Here is a 16,764-nt window from a genome sequence, read left to right on the forward strand (position 1 = left end):
CCGTACGGTCTAGCCTGCCGGGTATGGGACTTCGTCGGCTGACTCGCGAGCAGGCCCGTCGGATAGCGGTGCGGGCGCAACTCCTCGACGCGAAGCGCCCCACCGACCTGGTGCAGACGGTCGAGCAGCTGACGCTGCTCCAGATCGACCCGACCGCCGCGGTCGCGCCGAGTGCCGACCTGGTCGCCTGGAGCCGCCTCGGGCCGTCGTACCGGCCGGAGCAGTTGAAGCAGGCGGTCGAGCAGGACCGGACGCTGTTCGAGTTCAACGCACTGATCCGGCCGATGGCGGACGTCGGGCTCTACTTGGCCGACCCCGACCTGCACCCGACGCTGCAGGACTGGATGACGGCGAACGCGTCCTTCCAGAAGGACATTCTCGCGGTACTCCGGGACCGCGGCCCGGTGATCTCCCGCGAGATCCCCGACACCTGCCCGGTCCCGTGGAAGTCGACCGGATGGACCAACAACCGCAACACCACGCGGATGCTCGAGCTGCTGGTCGCGACCGGCCAGGTCGCGATCGCCGGCCGCACCGGGCGCGAACGCATCTGGGACCTCGCCGAGAACGTCTACCCGTCCGACCTCGACGTCCCGAGCCCCGCCGAAGCGACCCGCCGCAAGGACGAGCGGCGCCTCCGATCCCTCGGCATCGCCCGCGCCAAGGGCACCGCGGTACCGGTGGAACCGGCGACCGTCGGCGAGACCGGCGAGCCGGTGGAGATCGAGGACACCCCGGGCATCTGGCAGCTCGACCCCGCGGCGACGGACGGCTTCGAAGGCCGGACCGCGCTGCTCTCGCCGTTCGACCGCCTGATCCACAACCGCACCCGCGCCGTCGAGCTGTGGGACTTCGAGTACACGCTCGAGATGTACAAGCCGGCGGCCCAGCGTCGCTGGGGATACTTCGCGCTCCCGATCCTGCACGGCGCCGACCTGGTCGGGAAGGCCGACCTGAAGGCGGACCACAAGGCCGGCGTACTCCGGGTCCTCGCGCTGCACCCGGACACCCGGTTCACCCGCCCGATCACGAAGGCGATCACCGCCGAGCTGCACGACCTGGCCGCCTGGCTGGCCCTCCCGGAAATCGAGCACCCATGAAGATCAGCACGGTCGACTACCACACCGCCGGGGAACCCTTCCGGATCGCGCTCAGCGGCGTCCCCGACATTCCCGGCGCCACCGTCCTGGACCGCCGTGCCTTCGCGCAGCAGTCCCCCGAGGTCGATGCCGTGCGCAAGTTCCTGGTCAACGAGCCGCGCGGCCACGCCGACATGTACGGCGGGTTCCTCGTCCCGCCGAACGACGACGGCGCGCACTTCGGAGTCCTGTTCTGGCACAAGGACGGCTACTCGACCGCCTGCGGGCACGGCACGATCGCGCTCGGGACCTGGGCGGTCCAGACCGGGCGGGTCGAAGCTGCCGCCGACGGCGAGACCGACGTCGTCATCGACGTCCCGTCGGGCCGGGTGACCGCCCGTGTCACCACGGTGGCCGGCCAGGTCACGAACGTTGCCTTCCGCAACGTTCCGTCGTACGTGCTGGCCCGGAAGATCCCGGTCCGCACCTCACGGGGCGACACTCACGCCGACCTCACCTACAGCGGTGCGCTCTACGCCTCGGTCAGCGCGGCGTCCCTCGACCTCGCGGTCACGCCCACGCACTACTCGGCGCTGCTCGCCATCGGCCGCGAGATCAAGTGGCTGCTCAACGAGAGCGAGTGGGCGCACCACCCCAGCGAACCGCGCCTGAACGGCATCTACGGCACGATCCTGTACGACGACCTCGGCCAGACCGCCGAGGGTCCGCACCAGCGCAACCTGACGATCTTCGCCGACGGCGAGGCCGACCGCTCCCCGTGCGGCTCGGGCACGTCGGCCCGAGCCGCCCTCCTGGCCGCGGACGGGCGCCTCAACTCCTCGCAGGTCCTGCGGCACGACTCGATCATCGACACCAGGTTCCAGGCCCGCGTCGTCGCCGAGGCCGAGTCCGACGGGCACCCGGCGGTCGTCACAGAGGTCGAGGGCACCGCCTACGAAACCGGTACGTCGACCTTCACCCTCGACCCGCAGGACCCGCTCGGCACCGGCTTCACCTTGCGCTAGCCGCCTGCAGCACCTCGTTGAACGCCTCGGTCGAGGACGGGTGCGTGTAGATCGCGTCCCGTAGCTCGCTCGCCGTCACCTGGTGCCGCATCGCCAGCGCCACCGTGTTGATCAGCTCCTGCGAGTCGATGCTCAGCAGGGCCGCGCCGAGCACCTGGTCCGTCGTACGGTCGACGACGAACTTCATCATCCCGCGCGTCTCACCGACGATCTTCGGCCGCGGCATGACGGCGATGTTCGCGACCGCCTTCTGGTACACGGTGATGTCGAGCCCGCGCTCCCGGGCCTCCCGCTCGGTGATCCCCACCCGCGACAGCGCCGGGCTGACGAACACCGTGTACGGCACGAACCTGCGGTCGGCCGTCGACCGCTTGCCGTCACCGATCAGCTGGTCGCCGACGATCCGGCCGTCGTCGAGCGAGATGTAGGTGAACTGCGGCCCGCCGTTCACGTCCCCGATCGCGAAGATGTGCGGCTGGCTGCTGCGGAGGTACTCGTCCACCTCGACCGCGCCTGACGCGGTCGTCCGTACGCCGGCCTGCTCCAGCCCGAGTCCCTCGGTCGCCACCCGGCGCCCGGTCGCGACGAGAATCTTGTCGGCAGCAACGGTCTGCGTCACCCCGCCGCGCTCGTACTCGACCTCGATGCCGCCGGCAACGTCACGGACCTGGACGACCTTGCTCTCGAGCACGAACTCGACCCCCGCGCCGCCCAGGATCCCGGCGACCGCCTCGGCGACGTCGGCGTCCTCGCGGGCCACGATCCGCGGCGCCGCGTCCAGCACGGTGACCGCGCTGCCGAACTGCGCGTACATCGACGCGAACTCCGCCCCGACGTACCCGCCCCCGAGAATCACCAGCCGCTCCGGCAGGTGGTCGATCGCGATCAGGTCGGTGCTGGTGAGCACGTGCGCGCTGTCCTTGAGCCCCGGCACGTCCGGGATCACCGGCAGCGCACCGGTGTTGATCACGATCGTGTCCGCGGACACGTCCAGCACGTCGTCCCCCGCGGTGATCCGCACCGTCTTCGGGTCGAGGAACGTCGCCCGCCCGGTGATCACGGTGACCGTGTCGATCGTGTCCAGCATCGCGAAGTTCACGTCCCGCAACCGCGTGGTGAGCGCCCGCGTCGCCTCGATCGCCTGCCGATGATGCTCCCCGGCTGCCTTCCCCTCCGGCCGGTTCTCCGCATGGTGCACCAGCGACTTGGTCGGCACGCACCCGATGTTGATACACGTCCCGCCGTACATCTCCGCGGACTGCTCGACCATCGCCACCCGCCGGCCCAACCGCCCCAACGTCGCGGCGAGTGTCTTGCCGCCCTTACCGAACCCGACCACCAGCAGATCGAAATGAGAGTTGTCCACCCCACCACCTTGCCGCCCTCCGCCCGGCGCGACCACCTCTCCCCGGCTCGGTTCTCCCCGAGTTCGGTTCAACGCTCGTCCGCGGATCAGACCTGAGGCGGGGTCTTCGGGCGGAGTACGGCGAACTGCTCCGGGAACGTCCAGCCGAAGCGGACAGCGGCCAGGCGGATCAGGGTGGTGATCGCGACACAGACGAGGCCAGCGACGGCGATCGGAGTGCCGAGCGCAGCGAGGAGGAGCAGGACGGCGATGCCGGCGCCCGCTGCGACGGCGTACAGAGTCCCGACCTGCAGGAAGGAGAACGGCAGGCTCAGCATCACGTCGCGCAGCATGCCGCCGCCGATGGCCGCGAGCACGCCGACCACCAGCGCCCCGGCCGGGCCCACGCCGAGGGACAGCGCCTTCGAGGCGCCGATCGCGCCGAACAGGCCCATCACCACGGCGTCGAGCACGGTGATCAGCCCGCCGACGCGCGCCAGCACGTGCTGCAGCACCATGCCGACGACCGCCGACGCGCCGGCGACGATCAGGTACCAGTTGCTCCAGACAACGACCGGCGGCTGGTCGAGTACGACGTCGCGCAGCAGGCTGCCGCCGAGCGAGACGGCCAGGCCGATCACCATCACGCCGAGCACGTCGATCCGGCGAGACCTGATCCCGGCCGCGAAGAGCGCCCCTTGCAGGCCGCCGAGCCCGGCGGCCAGGAGCTCGATCCAGAGCGTGACCTGGAACGGCGTGACCGACACGCCTACCGCTCGGTGCGCGAGGCGCCCTTCGCGGCCTCGTCGATGACGCCGGCGACCACACCGGCCTGCGTGATGAACAGGGCGTGGCTCGCGTCGACGGTGGTGATCTTCGCGCCGGCCCGGGTCGCCATGTGCAGCAGCATCGCCTGGTCGAAGGACTTGTCCTCGGTCGCGATGACGGCCCAGGTCGGCTTGTCGCGCCAGGCGGCGTTCTTCACCGGTACGGCGAAGGCCGCCATGTTGATCGGGATCTGGGTGTCGCGCAGGAAGGCCGCGTCGGCGTCGCTCGCGTCGGCGGCGAAGCCGGCCTTGAACTTCTCGGGATTGAGGAACCCGAACCCGTCCTCGGCCACGTCGATCACGAACTCCGGTGTCGCCGCGAAGCCCTCGTACTGCTGCGCCGTCGTCTGCCCGGCGTCGGGTGCGAGCGCGGAGACGTAGACCAGCCCGGCGACGTTCGGGTGCACGCCGGCCTCGGTGATCACGGTGCCACCCCAGGAGTGCCCGACCAGGACCGCCGGGCCGTCCTGCCGGTCGAGCACCCGAGTGGTCGCCGCGACGTCGTCCTCCAGCGAGGTGAGCGGGTTCTGCACGATCGTCACCCGGTAGCCGCGCGCGGTGAGGTCGTCGTACACGCCACGCCAGCCCGAACCGTCCGCGAACGCGCCGTGCACCAGCACGACGTTCTTGATCTCCTGATCGATGCCCATGATCCGGTCCTCTCCTCGGTGAGACTGAGCTGATATGCAATATATTGCAGCGCTCGGAGCCGCACAAGACCCTCCGGGAGCACGCTCAAATGCGGTCGGACCGGATTTTGGGTGCAGTATGTTGCCATGCCGATCCCCGCGGACGCCCCTCCCGTAGACCGCATCCTGCTCCGCGACGACGTCTACCGGCGTCTCCGCGACGCGATCGTCGACGGCACCTTCCACCCCGGCGAGCAACTCCGCGACGGAGACCTGGCCGAGTGGCTCGGCGTCAGCCGTACGCCGGTCCGCGAAGCCCTGCTCCGCCTGGGCGCGAGCGGCCTGGTCGTCGCCCTCCCCGGCCGGTCCACCACCGTCAGCACCATCGACATCCAGGTCGTCCGCGACGCGAAGGACGTCGTGGCCGCCATGCACGAACTGGCGGTCCGCCAGGTCACCAGCCGCCTCACCAAGGACCACGTGGCGCAGATGCGCGAAGCCAACCGCCGCTTCGCCGCAGCCGTCACGTCGGGCGACGTCACCGCCGCCCTCACCGCCGACGAGGAGCTCCACCGAGTCCCGGTCACCGCCCTCGGCAACCAGGCCCTCGAAGCAGTCCTGGAACGCTTCGACCCCCTGATCCGCCGAGCCGAACGCCTCCGCTTCGGCGTCGACGGCCCCACCTCCGTCACCCGCCACACCCAACTCATCGACCTCATCGAAGCCGGCGACGCCACCGCCGCCGCCTCCCTGGCCTTCGACACCTGGCACAGCCTCCCGGCCGACGAGCCCGCCTAGGGGCTCGCCGGCCGGCGACGAACTACGCCGGGCAGAACTTGTCGGTCGCCGGGCGGCGCCCGTTGACGAGGAAGTCGGTGACCGTGGCGTTGCCGCACTTGTTCGCCGCGAAGACGTAGGCCCCGTGCCCGCCCTGGTCGACGGTGACGAGTCGCGCGCGCTGCCCGAAGGCGGCCCGCAGGCGTGCGGCGAGCGGTAGCGGCGTGGCCGGGTCGCGGAGGTTGTGGATCATCAGGACGTTGGACGGTCCGCGATCGGTGATCCGGACCTTCGGCTCGATCGGCGCGGGCCAGTATGCGCAGGCGCGGATGTTGGCCGCGAACGCGCCGTACAGCGGGTACCGGATCCGGTCGATCGCGACGTTGAGCTGGTACGTGCGGACCGAGCGCGGCCAGCTGGAGTCGCCGCAGATCACGCCGTAGTAGCTCGCCTGGAAGTTGTCGGCGGCGGCTTGCGCCGTCCGCGCCGGTGCTTGTCCGGTGTCGAGCTGGTGCCAGAGGGCGGCGAGCTCCGGGAGCAGTGGATCCGAGCGCAGGAACGCCGACGTGATCGCGCGGAACGTCGTACCGTCGTACTCGCCGACTGGTTTCTTGTCGAGGCGCTCGGCGAGCTGGAAGTACTTGGCGGTCACCGCCGCGGGCGTCGCTCCGAGCCCGTACTTCGCCGGGTCGGCCGCGGCGACCTTCGCGAAGTCGGGGAACCGGAGCTGGAAGCCCTGAGCCTGGCTGCGCAGGGCGTTGACGTCGTACCCCTCGGGCCCGAGATTGCTGTCCAGGACGATGCGGTCGCTGCGCTCGGGGAAGAGCGTCGCGTAGACCGCGCCAAGGTAGGTGCCGTACGAAACGCCGTAGTACGAGATCTTCGGAGCGCCGAGGGCGGTGCGGATGCGGTCCATGTCGCGGGCGGTGTTCGCCGTGGTGATGTACGGGAGCAGCGAACCGGTCTTCGAGTCGGCGCACTGCTGGGCGACGGTGCGCGCGGTTTTGGCCGCCGCCAGTACGTCGGACAGCTTCGACGGGTTGGGCGGGTTCACGCTCGGCGACAGCTGGGCCGGCGTGAGATCACACGTCAGGGGTGTGCTGCCGCCGACGCCGCGCGGGTCGAAGCCGATCAGGTCGTAGCTGTCCCGCACCTGCTGCGGCAGGCCGGCCTTCACGAACGCGTCGGCGAACGTCAGCCCACCGAGGCCGGGACCGCCTTGGTTGAGCAGCAGGACGCCGCGACGCTTCTCCGGCTTGGCGCTCGACAACCGCGACACCGCGATGTCGATCTGCTGACCGTCCGGACGCCGGTAGTCGAGCGGCACCTCGAGCGTCGAGCACTGGAGAGCGGCTGCGCCTGGGCACGGCGCCCACTGCAGCGACGACTTCGGCGCGCCGGCGTACGAGACACCGGTCGTGGCGACCAGCGCCAGCGCGATGGTTGCTATAGGCAATGTTTTGCGCATCGAAACCTTCCTCGGATCAGGTGTTGGTCGTGACGACCGAGATCGCCACCGCGGCGCTGGACGCGGCGATCGCGGCCGCCGTCCGGGTGACCGCCGTACTGACCGCTGACGCGGCCCAGTCGCCTTGCTGGATCTGCTGCGCGCGCTTGGCCACCTCGCCCGACCAGGCCAGCGGCGGGCGGAGTACCGGCAGCGCACCGCTCGCGGAGAGCAACGCGATCAGCGCCGCGATCCGGGCGTCCGGGGTCGCGTTGTCTTCCAGCACCGCGCGGAGCTGCTGCCGGAGGACGCCCTCGTGCTCGGCGGACGTGGCGGGAAGTTGCGTCATTCGGAACAGGCCGAGCACCTTCTTGCGCTCGCGCCGAATCAGCCCGCGCTCGATCAGCCGCTCGACCAGGGGCTTCCAGAGCCCGGCGCCGACGTCCAGCAGCAACGGCTGGATGCGTCGAGGCTTCGCGAGGATCTTCTCGTACGCCGCCTGCAGCAGCGGATCGGACTGCGGCTTGCCCTCGACAGCGGTGATCTTGGCGCCGTTCAGTGCCCGGCTCTCGTCGGACTCGATCGCTCCGCGCAGCGCCAGCTCGACCAGCACGGCGCCGCCGAGCGTGTAGTGCAGCGTGCCCGCGCCGGCCGGCGTACCGGTCTCGTCGTCGAGCAGTAGCAACAGCAGGTCCTCGACGATCAGCGTCTCGGTGTCCACGTCGTTCCCCAGTCCTCGGCGTAGGATGACACTTAGTGCCACCGTAGCATCAAGTGTCAGAGAGGACCGTGAGGTGCAGCAGGACAAGACCCGCCTGGCGATCTCGCGGGCAGCCACGCAGCTGTTCTGGGAGCAAGGCGTGGCCGCCACGACCGGCGATCAGATCGCGGCCGCCGCCGGCGTCTCCGTACGGACCGTCTGGCGCCACTTCCGTACCAAGGAGAGCTGCGCCGAGCCGATCGTCGCCCACAGCTGGTCCTGGTTCCTGGCCACCTGGCGAAGCTGGCCCGACGACCTCTCCCTCGAAGAGCACGTCGCCGCCGAGGAGAAGCGCCGAAACCTGAGCCCCCAGCAGCAGGCCGACGACCGGGCCGCCGCGCAGATGATCGTGCTCAGCCGCACCGAACCCGCCATCCGCACCGCGTTCCTGATGTCCTCCGACCTGGCCGAACGCGAGCTCGCCCCGATCGTCGCCCGCCGCCTGCGCCGTGCCCCCGACGACCTCGACGTCCTCGCCCACACCGCCGCGATCAACGCCGTCGTCCGCGTGATCAGCGAGGAGATCATCGTCGGCGCCCTCACCCGCGACGAGCGATCACCCCTCGCCGACTCCAACGCGCGCATCATCAACGCCGTCCGCACCGCGACCAGCAACCTGATCGGCGACCCGATCCGCCGTACGTCCTGAGGTTGCACGTTTGAAGTGATCGCCGGCAGGCAACCTCCCTGCGGTGAGTGTTCTCCGACGACTCGTCACCTCGTTGACCAGCCCCCGCCCCAGCCGCTCCGCAACCCAGCTGTCAGCCGATCACCGCCCCTGCGTGGTGTCAGGCGTCCATCGCCGACAACGCTGACCCTGCGCCGTTGATGTCGGCCTGGCCCTTAGGAGTCGGTGTAGTACGTACTCAGAGTTCGTCCAACGCAGCCAGGGCCCGATCGCGCCCGCTGCGGACCCGCACGAGGTCCGGCTCGCCGTACCGGGCACTGATCCGCGTCAGCCGTTCGTAGCGGGTGACGGCCAGCTCGGCGTGCTTGCGAACCCAGGCCAACTCCTGGACGTCGGCCGGACTCAACGGCTGACCACCGATCGGCTGGTAGTGACCGGAGGTCTGGCTGTACTCGTCGGCCAGCCGCCGCGACTGCACGAGCCGCATCGCCCTGAGACGAGCGAGCCGCACCAGCGCATCCGCCGCATGAGCAACGGCCTGCTCGCCTTCGGCCCCAAGACCGGAGCCCACCTTCGCAAGATCACCCCGGGTCGGGTCGAGCCGGTCGTACAACTCCCAAGCCTTCTCCGCCTGCTCCACCGCGGCGTACAGATGACCACCGACGCTGTGGATCTCGGTCAGGTCGTAGTGCAACGACGCCAGCACCTGCTCGTCCTTCGCCGTCAACTCCGACGCCTTAGCAGCACGCCCGATCGCCACCTGCGCCCGCTGATTGGCGACCGTCGCGCCCCGCCAGTCCCGCGCCGCGACGGCGGCCTCGCTACGCCGCAGTTGCTTCTGCGCCACTCGCCGCCAAGCATCGGCCGACCGCCAGATCGTCATGCCCCGACGCTAACCTCTCCACAGGTGAGCAGTGCCGACTGTCAGGAATCGGTCAGGCGAGGCTCCCGCCTGGGTCGAGGACTGTCAGCGGCGCAAGGATCAGCGCGATCGCGACGAGTGTCACCCCACCGATCAAGGTCACCAGGCGATCAGCCCGCGGGGACCGCCCGAGACCGAGCAACTGGACCAGTACGACGGTGCCGATCCACCACAACGCTGAGCCGATCACGACGGTCGCGGCGAGCTCAGCGGTTCTGATGCCGCTGCCGGGCCCGGTGCCGATGAACTGCGGCAGGATCGCGGCGAAGAACAGCAGCGCTTTCGGGTTGGTGGCGTTGGTCAGGAAACCGCGCAGAAACTCACGTGGATCGGCCCGTACGCCGGACGCCTGATGCTGCGCGGTTCGCCAGGCGCGAAGCATGGACAGGCCGAACCAGATCAGGACTCCGCTGCCGGCGAGCCGCAGCCAGATCAAAGCGTCGGGAAGCGACGCCAGCAGGGTCGCGAGCCCCGCAATGGCGAGGGTGGCATGCAGGCAGAGGCCTGCGACGATCCCTGCCGCTGTTCGCAGTCCGCGCTGGATGCCGCCGGTGGCCGACTGCACGACGAGCACGAAATCAGGACCTGGGACCGCGAGGGCGACGAGAAGCGCCGCCAGGAAAGTGAGCCAAGTGCCGATCGCCATGCGTTGTCCTCCTGCTGGATGGGAGCACCCACGCTAGCCCGGCATTCGGTAGTCTCAGGCTATGACCGAATCGAGAAGCCTCAAATTGAGAAACACCGAACTGGATTCGACCGACTGGGCGATCCTGAAGGTGTTGCAGGACGACGCGACGACCCCGAACAAGGACATCGCGGCCGCGGTGGGGGTGGTCCCGAGCACCTGCCTGGAACGAGTCCGCCGGATGCGGGAGCGCGGGGTGATCGCCTCGATCCGGGCCCACGTCGACCCGGCCCGGGTCGGGCGCAGCGAGCAGGCCTTCCTGGCGATCCAGGTCCGTCCGCACTCCCGGGAGACCGCGAACGATTTCGTTCGCAAGGTGCTCGAGATGCCGGAGACGCTGGCCCTGTACAACGTGAGCGGCGTCGAGGACTACCTGGTGCACGTCGCCGTACCGGACAGCACGGCGCTGCAGTCCTTCATCATCGACAGCCTGCTCGCGATGCCGCAGGTCGCGCACTGCAGAACACAGCTCATCTTCGGAGAACCCCTGGTTGCTCCGCTGCGACGGACTCCCACCGCGTCGCGGTAGGCGGTCTGCAACGCCTCGTTCCACGACGCGTGGGGCCGGTGCCGACCACGATTCGATCCCGTCCGTCGTACTCCGCATGGAGTACGACGAAGTGCCTGCCGTGGCCGGACGTTTCGGCCTCGCCGGCTTGACAGCGTGATGGCATGACTTCTGACCTACGGGCGCCTGCCAACTCCGGCGCCGAGACCAGACCGAAGAGATCACGGACCAGGACCGCGCTGCCGTGGTTCATGCTGGCGGTGTGGATCGGGCTGCTGGTCGGTGGCCTCTCGCTTGCCGGGAAGCTCGACTCGGTGACCCGCGACGGCCAGGCCGACTACCTGCCGGCCAGCGCCCAGTCGACCAAGGTGCTCGAGGCTGAGGCCTCGTTGCCCGGGGGCGAGAACGGCCTGCTCGTGGTCGTGTACGAACGATCCGGCGGCATCCGGCCGGGCGATCGGGAGGCCGTCGTACGGGGTCACGCCGAGCTGGCGAAGCAATTCGGCAGCGACGTACCGGCCGAAATCGTCGATTCCGCCGACGGCACAGCCTTGATGTACGCGCTGCCGCTCGGCCGGGAGGCGGTCGCCGAGGAGGCTCGCGCCACCGCCGAGGCGCGTGCTCTTCTCGCCGACCGGCCGGACGGTCTGAATGCCTACATCACCGGTCCGACCGCGCTGGGTGCCGACATGGACGAGGTGTTCGATTCCGTCGACGCCACGTTGATGCTCGCCACCGCGGTCGTGGTGGCGGTCCTGCTGATCCTGACGTACCGCAGTCCGCTGCTCTGGCTGGTCCCGCTCGCGTCGGTCGGGGTCGCGGCGGTCATGTCGATGGGTGTCGTCTACGCACTCACCCAGATCTTCGACGTCACCGTGACGAGCATGAGCTCGGCGCTGCTGATCGTCCTGGTCTTCGGCGCGGGCACCGACTACGCCCTGCTGCTCGTGTCTCGCTACCGCGAGGAACTGCACCACCACGAGCGGCCCGTCGACGCGATGCTCGCGGCGTTGCGTGGGGCCGGCCCGGCGATCCTCGCTTCGGCAGCGACGGTGGCAGCCGGCCTGTTGTGCCTGTTGGCCGCGGATCTCAACAGCACCAGCGGTCTGGGCCCGGTGGGTGCCGCAGGCATCGGATCCTCGCTGCTCGTCATGTCGACGCTCTTCCCGGCGCTGCTGGTGGTGCTTGGGCGCCGAATCTTCTGGCCGTTCGTACCGCGAGTCGGAGTCGAGGCGCACGCGACTGGTTCCCGGTGGGCTCGGCTCGGTGAGCTGGTTTCGCGCCGTCGCGTCGTCAGCTGGGCGGTGCCGTTGGTGATCCTGGGCGGTCTTGCGCTGGGCACGATGGGGGCCAGCGGCTCGCTTCCGCAGCTGGACCAGTTCGCCCGTTCGACACCGGAGTCGGTGGCCGGGGCGAAGCTGATCGAGGCACGGTACCCCGACCAGAGCGGTCAGCCGCTCACGGTGATGAGCCGGCCGGCCCAGAGCCGTGAGGTCCTGGCCGCCGTCGAGAGTACGCCGGGGATTGCCGAAACCGAGGTCGGCCGGACCAGTGACGACTGGGTGGAGATCTCCGCGATCCCGGTCGACACGCCGGACAGCGCGGGTGAGACGGCGACGATCAAGCGGCTGCGAGAGCGTGTGCACGAGATCGCCGGCGACGCCGTACTGGTCGGTGGGCCGAGTGCCGAAAGGCTTGACGAGGCCGAGACCAACCAGAGCGATCGCAATCTGGTGATGCCACTGATCCTCCTGGTGGTGCTCACCATCCTCGGGCTGCTGCTGCGGGCGATCGTGGCCCCGCTGGTCCTGGTCGCCACTGTCGTGGTCTCGTTCTTCGGAGCCCTCGGACTGTGCAACCTGTTGTTCGAACGGGTACTCGGCTTCGCCGGGCTGGAGCCGTCGGTGCCTCTGATCGGGTTCCTGTTCCTGGTCGCACTCGGGGTCGACTACAACATCTTCCTGATGACCCGGGTCCGGGAGGAAGCCGCCCGGTACGGAACGGTCGAGGGCACCAAACGCGGCCTGGCGGTGACCGGTGGCGTGATCACCTCGGCCGGGGTCGTGCTCGCGGCGACGTTCGCTGTACTCGCCTCGCTGCCGCTCGTGATGCTCGTCGAGATTGGGATACTGGTTGCCGTCGGCGTGCTCATCGACACCTTGCTGGTGCGGTCCATCGTGGTTCCCGCACTGACGATGTCGCTGGGCTCGCGGATCTGGTGGCCCAGCAAGCTCCGGCGGATGGGATAGGACTGTGTCGATGACTCTGTCGGAACGATGACAGCGCTCCGTCCGTCAGTAGCCGATCGGCTGCTGGCGGCGGCGGCGTTCGTGCTCGGCGTCCTCGTCGCGGTCGTGCTCGAGGCGGTCGATTTCGAGGGCGAACGACGCGTGGACCTGTGGGCGATTGCGCTCCTGGGCGCGATGTCGGCGCCGTTGCTGACCCGCCGGCACCGGCCGATCCTCGTCGTCGTCGCGGTCCTCGCGGTGTCGACGCCGTACCACGTGCTCGACTATCCCCACGAGGCTACGCTGCCGGCCTCATTGGTCGCGGCGTTCGCGGCGGCGCGCTACAGCGCCCCGCCGCGGCGGGCCCCCGCCGTCCTGCTGGCGGTGGCCGCGGTGACGGTACCGGTCCTCGCCGACGAGGCGTCGGGAGCACCTGCCGATGCTCTCCTCGGCGTCGGCTGGCTGTTCATGGCCTTCTTCGCCGGGCTGGCGGTCCGCTTCCACGAGAACTGGAAGGCCGCCGTCACCGCGCGGGTCGAGCAGGAGCGGGCCGACGAGATCGAGCGGCGGGTCGCCGAGGAGCGGGTCCTGATCGCTGCCGAGCTGCACGACGTACTGGCGCACGGCCTCGCGGTCGCGAACGTGCAGGCATCCGTCGCTGCTCACCTGATCGACCAGCTGCCGGAGCGCGGGGATGCGTCGCTGCGGGAGCTGTCCAGCACGCTGCACAACCTGTCGGACACGAGCCGGGCCACGCTCCACGAGCTGCGTGCCGTTCTCGACGTACTGCACGGTGGCGAAGGAGAGCCGACCGAGCCGGCGCCCCACCTCGGCGAGCTGCAACGCCTGGTGGAGATGGCCGAGGCGGCTGGTGTCCGGGTCGATGTGGAGGCTGACGGGCTCCCGGACGAGCTACCGTCGACGGTGTCCGTCGTGGCCTACCGGATCATCCAGGAGTCGCTCACCAATGTCGTTCGGCACTCGACGGCCAAGCACGCGACCGTCCGGCTCGACCAGGACAGCCACCGGCTGCGGATCGTGGTCGTCGATCCCGGGCCCGCGCGAACGAGCTCGACCGCCACACCGGCCGGCTTCGGGATCGCCGGGATGACCGGGCGAGCACAGGCCGTCGGCGGCGAACTGTCCGCCGGCCCGAGCAAGTCCGGAGGGTTCGAGGTACGAGCCAGCCTGCCGGTGCCGGAGATCTGGCGGGTGCCGTCGTGATCCGGGTTCTGCTCGCCGACGACCAGACCCTGGTACGCGGCGCATTCGCGCTGCTGGTCAACTCCGCCGCCGACCTGGAGGTCGTCGGAGAGGCCGGCACCGGCGACGAGGCGGTGACGCTGACCCGGGAGCTGCACCCCGACGTCGTCCTGATGGACATCAGGATGCCGAGCACCGACGGCATCGAGGCGACCCGGCAGATCATCGCCGACGATCGATCGAGCAGCAGCAAGGTGCTGATCCTGACCACGTTCGAGACCGACACCAACGTACTGCGCGGCCTGCGCGCGGGGGCCTGTGGATTCCTGCCCAAGGACACCCGTCCGGACGCGCTGCTGGACGCCATCCGCACCGTCGCGGCGGGAGAGGCGCTGCTGTCGCCCGGCGCAACCAGGGCGGTCATCACCCGTGCGCTGAGCCGCCCGGACGCCCCTACGCCCGAGCGACTGGCGAGTCTGACGGCGCGCGAACACGAGGTGCTCCGGCTGGTCGCCGCGGGCCGAAGCAACCAGGAGATCGCGGCCGAACTGGTCGTCAGCCCACTGACCGCCAAGACCCACGTGGCCCGCATCCTCGCGAAGCTGGGCGCGCGGGATCGGGTGCATCTCGTGATCGCGGCGTACGAGGCCGGGCTCTCCTAGCTGACCATGGCAGGTTGCTGCAGCTCGAGCCGGCGGTCGATCACGAGTCATTAGGCTCCGACGCCTGGCACACAAGGGAGTCTCATGCGCAACCCGACCTTCGGATCAGCTGCCGCGTTGGTCCTGCTCACGATGCTCGGCGGCTGTGGACAGGCCGACAAGCCGACGGTGACCGAGCAGGCGTCGACCAGCCCGTCGCCGTCCGCGACGCCGGACGACGTCTCGCTGAACCTGCCGCCGACCGAGCAGGTGGTCCTCACCTACAGCGACCGCGATGCCGTGAATCGTTCGTCGGAGGTCAAGGTCGGGCGCAACTATGCGCTGTACACCCGCTGCCGCGGCGGAGCCGTCCATGTCGAGCTCCAGGACATGCAGGGCAGCCGCCCGTGGTTCGCTCCCTGTGACGGCATGACCAACCGGATGCTGCTCGCGGACGGACCAAGGTCGATCACCGTGTTCGCGGGCGGGACTGCCGGCACCCGATGGACGTTCGCCGTCGTCAACCTCACCGCCGGTACGAAGTAGCGATCCGACTCCAGGTCATTGCTATGAGCAACCGATTGGGCCGGGCCAGGGCTTTTGTCGGTGGTCCGTGACAAGGTGGCCGGCATGGAAACCTCTCCCCGGTTCGAAGGATGCGTTTTTCTGGGTCTGAGCGTGGACGACTTCATCGCTCGCCCGGACGGAGATCTGTCCTGGCTCGTCAGCCGGGGCGAGGCCGCGGGCGATGCCGGCTTCACCCCGTTCATGGAGAGCGTGGACGCGCTGCTGATGGGTCGCAGCACGTACCAGGCGATCGCCGACCAGGACGACTGGCCGTACCTCGGCCGTCCGGTGCACGTGCTCAGCAGCACGCTGCCCGCCGATGTCGATCCCCGGATCACCGTGCACCGCGACGTCGCAGCCGCGGTGGACGTCTTGTCCGAGGCCGGCCACCGACGTGTGTACGTCGACGGTGGACGTACGACGCGCGCGTTCCTGGAGGCAGGGCTCATCACCGAGCTGACCTTGTCCCGGGTGCCGGTGCTGATCGGGCAAGGCGCCCCACTGTTCGGGCCGTTGTCGGCCGACATCGAGCTCGAGCATGTCCGGACCGAGGTGCTCGGCGGGGGAATGGTGCAGACGACGTACCGGGTCCTGCCTCGGGCGGACGCAACCCCAGAGTCCGTAGCCCGTGCTGTCTGATCTGCCGGTGGCAGAAACCCCTCAAATCAGCGGCGCGGGCAGGCATTCTGAGACGATGGATCTGGGATTCGGCGGCGAGGTTGCTGAGCTGTACCACCGATACCGCCGCGGCTACCCGCCGGAGTTGATCGGCGCGTGCGTCGACGCGTTCTCGTTGACAGGCGACGATCTCGTGATCGATCTCGGTTGTGGCACAGGGCAACTGGCGACACCGATCGCCCCGCAGGTCCGGGCCGTGGTGGGGGTCGATCCCGAACCGGACATGCTGGCCCACGCCCGCTCAGCCGCCCAGGACCAGGGCGTCGCGAACGTGGCATGGATGGTCGGCAGCGACTCCGACCTCCTGCTGCTGCGATCGCTGTTGGGCGAACAATCAGTTGGTGCTGTGACGATCGGACAAGCCCTGCACTGGATGGACCACGAATCGCTCTTCGCCGCGGTCGGACCACTCCTGCGTCCTGGAGGCGGGATCATGGTCGTGGCCAACGGCATCCCGCTGTGGTTGCAAGACTCGGACTGGTCACGCGCACTACGCGATTGGCTGTCCGACTGGTTCGGCACCCGTCCCACCGACAGCTGCGGCACCGACGACGCAACGCAACAGCTCTATCGCGAAAGCCTGACAGCCAACGGCTTCGAGGTCAGCAAGATCGAGCTCGACTACGCCGACGAGCTCGACTTCGACCACCTGCTCGGCGGGATCTACAGCGCCCTCCCGGTCGACCGCCTTCCCCCACCCGACGAGCGTCCCCAGATCGCCGCTGAGCTCCGGGAAGTGCTTCATCCCCACCGCCCGTACGTCGAACAGGTCCCGGTACGAGCCCTCCTCGGCACGAGGGTCGCGTGAGCAACCC

General features: G+C 69.5%; 18 protein-coding genes. 11 read left to right on the forward strand and 7 right to left on the reverse strand.

Translation table 11 applies throughout. The annotated features are described in order from the left end of the window. Positions 1-23: 23 nt before the first annotated feature. A complete protein-coding gene (locus AB0M01_RS08175; RefSeq protein ID WP_363666833.1) occupies positions 24-1,100 on the forward strand; it encodes a crosslink repair DNA glycosylase YcaQ family protein in 1,077 nt (358 codons plus the stop codon). Then, positions 1,097-2,104 (forward strand): proline racemase family protein, encoded by a 1,008-nt coding sequence (locus tag AB0M01_RS08180; RefSeq protein WP_363666835.1) that lies wholly within the window; start codon positions 1,097-1,099, stop codon positions 2,102-2,104. The genes AB0M01_RS08175 and AB0M01_RS08180 overlap by 4 nt, the downstream gene beginning before the upstream one ends. Here AB0M01_RS08180 and AB0M01_RS08185 read toward each other — a convergent pair. The 3 genes from AB0M01_RS08185 to AB0M01_RS08195 form a co-directional block, all read right to left on the reverse strand. After that, the gene (locus tag AB0M01_RS08185; RefSeq protein ID WP_363666837.1) at positions 2,091-3,470 is read right to left on the reverse strand and encodes an FAD-dependent oxidoreductase; all 1,380 of its coding nucleotides are present in this window, start codon (positions 3,468-3,470) and stop codon (positions 2,091-2,093) included. The two genes, AB0M01_RS08180 and AB0M01_RS08185, sit on opposite strands and share 14 nt — an antisense overlap. 86 nt (positions 3,471-3,556) lie before the next feature. Continuing rightward, positions 3,557-4,216: a TRIC cation channel family protein gene (locus tag AB0M01_RS08190; protein ID WP_363666839.1), complete on the reverse strand. Its 660-nt coding sequence runs from the start codon at positions 4,214-4,216 to the stop codon at positions 3,557-3,559. 2 nt (positions 4,217-4,218) lie between these two features. Beyond that, positions 4,219-4,926: an alpha/beta hydrolase gene (locus AB0M01_RS08195; RefSeq protein WP_363666841.1), complete on the reverse strand. Its 708-nt coding sequence runs from the start codon at positions 4,924-4,926 to the stop codon at positions 4,219-4,221. Between the two features lie 126 nt (positions 4,927-5,052). Here AB0M01_RS08195 and AB0M01_RS08200 point away from each other — a divergent pair, with 126 nt between their 5' ends. After that, positions 5,053-5,703 carry a GntR family transcriptional regulator gene (locus tag AB0M01_RS08200; RefSeq protein ID WP_363666843.1) on the forward strand — a complete coding sequence of 217 codons (651 nt, stop codon included), beginning with the start codon at positions 5,053-5,055 and terminating at the stop codon, positions 5,701-5,703. 22 nt (positions 5,704-5,725) lie between these two features. Here the strand turns inward: AB0M01_RS08200 and AB0M01_RS08205 are convergent, their stop codons facing one another. Together AB0M01_RS08205 and AB0M01_RS08210 are read right to left on the reverse strand one after the other, a co-directional pair. Next, complete coding sequence (locus AB0M01_RS08205; protein WP_363666845.1) at positions 5,726-7,150, reverse strand: alpha/beta hydrolase; 1,425 nt, start codon at positions 7,148-7,150, stop codon at positions 5,726-5,728. A gap of 16 nt (positions 7,151-7,166) precedes the next feature. Further along, positions 7,167-7,850, reverse strand: coding sequence for a GPP34 family phosphoprotein (locus AB0M01_RS08210; RefSeq protein ID WP_363666847.1), 684 nt, complete (start codon positions 7,848-7,850; stop codon positions 7,167-7,169). A 73-nt stretch (positions 7,851-7,923) separates the two neighbouring features. On the opposite strand from AB0M01_RS08210, the gene AB0M01_RS08215 reads away from it, so the two are divergent. Continuing rightward, positions 7,924-8,538, forward strand: coding sequence for a helix-turn-helix domain-containing protein (locus AB0M01_RS08215; protein WP_363666849.1), 615 nt, complete (start codon positions 7,924-7,926; stop codon positions 8,536-8,538). A 217-nt stretch (positions 8,539-8,755) separates the two neighbouring features. Here AB0M01_RS08215 and AB0M01_RS08220 read toward each other — a convergent pair whose 3' ends face one another. Both AB0M01_RS08220 and AB0M01_RS08225 read right to left on the reverse strand, forming a co-directional pair. Next, complete coding sequence (locus tag AB0M01_RS08220) at positions 8,756-9,400, reverse strand: hypothetical protein (protein ID WP_363666851.1); 645 nt, start codon at positions 9,398-9,400, stop codon at positions 8,756-8,758. Between the two features lie 52 nt (positions 9,401-9,452). Next, positions 9,453-10,085, reverse strand: coding sequence for a LysE family translocator (locus AB0M01_RS08225; RefSeq protein WP_363666853.1), 633 nt, complete (start codon positions 10,083-10,085; stop codon positions 9,453-9,455). A gap of 61 nt (positions 10,086-10,146) precedes the next feature. Here AB0M01_RS08225 and AB0M01_RS08230 point away from each other — a divergent pair, with 61 nt between their 5' ends. The 7 genes from AB0M01_RS08230 (at position 10,147) to AB0M01_RS08260 (ending at position 16,757) form a co-directional block, all read left to right on the forward strand. Further along, positions 10,147-10,653 (forward strand): Lrp/AsnC family transcriptional regulator, encoded by a 507-nt coding sequence (locus AB0M01_RS08230; protein WP_363666855.1) that lies wholly within the window; start codon positions 10,147-10,149, stop codon positions 10,651-10,653. 143 nt (positions 10,654-10,796) lie between these two features. Further along, positions 10,797-12,881, forward strand: coding sequence for an MMPL family transporter (locus AB0M01_RS08235; RefSeq protein WP_363666857.1), 2,085 nt, complete (start codon positions 10,797-10,799; stop codon positions 12,879-12,881). Between the two features lie 27 nt (positions 12,882-12,908). After that, positions 12,909-14,084, forward strand: a complete 1,176-nt coding sequence (locus AB0M01_RS08240; RefSeq protein ID WP_363666859.1) for a sensor histidine kinase — start codon at positions 12,909-12,911, stop codon at positions 14,082-14,084. Further along, positions 14,081-14,725 (forward strand): response regulator transcription factor, encoded by a 645-nt coding sequence (locus AB0M01_RS08245; protein ID WP_363666861.1) that lies wholly within the window; start codon positions 14,081-14,083, stop codon positions 14,723-14,725. Before AB0M01_RS08240 ends, AB0M01_RS08245 begins: the two co-directional genes overlap by 4 nt. 84 nt (positions 14,726-14,809) lie before the next feature. Then, a complete protein-coding gene (locus AB0M01_RS08250; RefSeq protein WP_363666863.1) occupies positions 14,810-15,250 on the forward strand; it encodes a hypothetical protein in 441 nt (146 codons plus the stop codon). A gap of 132 nt (positions 15,251-15,382) precedes the next feature. After that, positions 15,383-15,910 (forward strand): dihydrofolate reductase family protein, encoded by a 528-nt coding sequence (locus tag AB0M01_RS08255; RefSeq protein ID WP_363666865.1) that lies wholly within the window; start codon positions 15,383-15,385, stop codon positions 15,908-15,910. Continuing rightward, positions 15,900-16,757 (forward strand): class I SAM-dependent methyltransferase, encoded by an 858-nt coding sequence (locus AB0M01_RS08260; protein ID WP_363666867.1) that lies wholly within the window; start codon positions 15,900-15,902, stop codon positions 16,755-16,757. The genes AB0M01_RS08255 and AB0M01_RS08260 overlap by 11 nt, the downstream gene beginning before the upstream one ends. The last annotated feature ends 7 nt before the right edge of the window (positions 16,758-16,764 follow it).

The organism is Kribbella sp. NPDC051770, assembly GCF_040681455.1.
Lineage (GTDB): Bacteria > Actinomycetota > Actinomycetes > Propionibacteriales > Kribbellaceae > Kribbella.

Bases quoted from the DNA above. Each gene is read 5' to 3' on its own strand.
- AB0M01_RS08240 (WP_363666859.1), top strand. From the start codon at position 12,909: ATGACAGCGCTCCGTCCGTCAGTAGCCGATCGGCTGCTGGCGGCGGCG.
- AB0M01_RS08230 (WP_363666855.1), top strand. From the start codon at position 10,147: ATGACCGAATCGAGAAGCCTCAAATTGAGAAACACCGAACTGGATTCG.
- AB0M01_RS08195 (WP_363666841.1), bottom strand. From the start codon at position 4,926: ATGGGCATCGATCAGGAGATCAAGAACGTCGTGCTGGTGCACGGCGCG.
- AB0M01_RS08235 (WP_363666857.1), top strand. From the start codon at position 10,797: ATGACTTCTGACCTACGGGCGCCTGCCAACTCCGGCGCCGAGACCAGA.
- AB0M01_RS08205 (WP_363666845.1), bottom strand. From the start codon at position 7,150: ATGCGCAAAACATTGCCTATAGCAACCATCGCGCTGGCGCTGGTCGCC.
- AB0M01_RS08220 (WP_363666851.1), bottom strand. From the start codon at position 9,400: ATGACGATCTGGCGGTCGGCCGATGCTTGGCGGCGAGTGGCGCAGAAG.
- AB0M01_RS08200 (WP_363666843.1), top strand. From the start codon at position 5,053: ATGCCGATCCCCGCGGACGCCCCTCCCGTAGACCGCATCCTGCTCCGC.
- AB0M01_RS08225 (WP_363666853.1), bottom strand. From the start codon at position 10,085: ATGGCGATCGGCACTTGGCTCACTTTCCTGGCGGCGCTTCTCGTCGCC.
- AB0M01_RS08175 (WP_363666833.1), top strand. From the start codon at position 24: ATGGGACTTCGTCGGCTGACTCGCGAGCAGGCCCGTCGGATAGCGGTG.
- AB0M01_RS08250 (WP_363666863.1), top strand. From the start codon at position 14,810: ATGCGCAACCCGACCTTCGGATCAGCTGCCGCGTTGGTCCTGCTCACG.
- AB0M01_RS08180 (WP_363666835.1), top strand. From the start codon at position 1,097: ATGAAGATCAGCACGGTCGACTACCACACCGCCGGGGAACCCTTCCGG.